The following is a 1,181-nucleotide window of genomic DNA, read 5'->3' as shown; positions in this document are numbered from 1 at the left end:
GGCCCGGCGTGGTGTGGCTGGCGCTCGCGGTGCTGCTCTCGCTGGTGCACCCCTTCGTGCCGGCCTCGCGCTGGCTCATGGTGCACCTGGTGCTGCTGGGCGCCCTGTCGCACTCGATCATGGTGTGGAGCACCCACTTCGCCAACGCCCTGCTGAGGTCCGCCCCGGACGTGGACGACCGCGCCACGCAGTCTCGCCGCCTGTGGATGCTGCTGGCCGGCACCTGCCTGGTCCTGGTGGGCGTGCCCACCGGGTGGTGGCTGCTCACGGTGGCCGGCGCCGTGCTGGTGGGCACCGCCGTGCTGGAGCACGCCCGCCAGCTGGTGCGCCGCCTGCGGGCTGCCCTGCCCGGCCGCTACGCCGTCACCGTGCGCTACTACGTGGCCGCGGCGCTGTGCCTGCCGGTGGGCGCGGCCCTGGGGGCCACGCTGGCCCGCGGGGTGGGCCCCGAGTGGCACGGCCGCCTGCTCCTGGCCCACACGATGGTGAACCTCCTGGGTTGGGTGGGTCTCACCGTGACCGGCACCCTGCTGACGCTCTGGCCGACCATGCTGCGCACCCGCATCGGGACGCGGGCCGAGGCGCACACCCGGCACGCCCTGCCGGTGCTGGTCGGTGGGCTCGTGGTGGTGCTGACCGGCGCGCTCGGCGGGTGGCAGCCCGTCGCCGCCGCCGGGGTGGCGCTCTACGCCGCGGGCCTCCTCTGGTGGGCCGCGGGGGTGCTCTCGCCGGTGCGCCGGGGGCTTCCGCGCGAGTTCGCCGCCGCGTCCGTGGGTGCAGCCCTGCTGTGGTGGGCCGCCGGCATCGCGATGGTGCTGACCGCCCTGCTGACCGCGCAGGACTGGACGCGGGTGGGCACCACCTTCGACCGCACCACCGCCGTGGTCGTGGTGGGTTTCGCCGCCCAGCTGCTCACCGGCGCCCTGAGCCACCTCATGCCGGTGGTCATCGGGGGCGGCAAGCCGGTGGTGCGTGCCGCCGCGGCGTGGTTCGACCGGTGGGGTGCCGCCCGACTGGTGACCACCAACGCCGGCCTGCTCGTGTGCCTGCTGCCGGTGCCCAGCCTCGTGCGGGTGGCCGCCTCCGTGCTGGTGCTGGTGTCGCTGGCATCGTTCGTCCCGCTGATGGTCCGCGCCGTCGCCGCCGCCGGGCGGGCGCGTCGGGAGCAGCTGGCGGCCCGG

General features: G+C 76.1%; 1 pseudogene. It reads left to right on the top strand.

Annotated elements, in window-relative coordinates:
* Window positions 1-1,181, top strand: a pseudogene (locus HMPREF3099_RS13110) (copper oxidase); the annotation flags it as partial.

It is taken from the genome of Kytococcus sp. HMSC28H12 (genome assembly GCF_001816045.1).
In the GTDB taxonomy this organism is placed as follows: Bacteria; Actinomycetota; Actinomycetes; order Actinomycetales; family Dermatophilaceae; genus Kytococcus; species Kytococcus schroeteri.
This window is presented reverse-complemented; position numbering and strand designations above follow the sequence as displayed.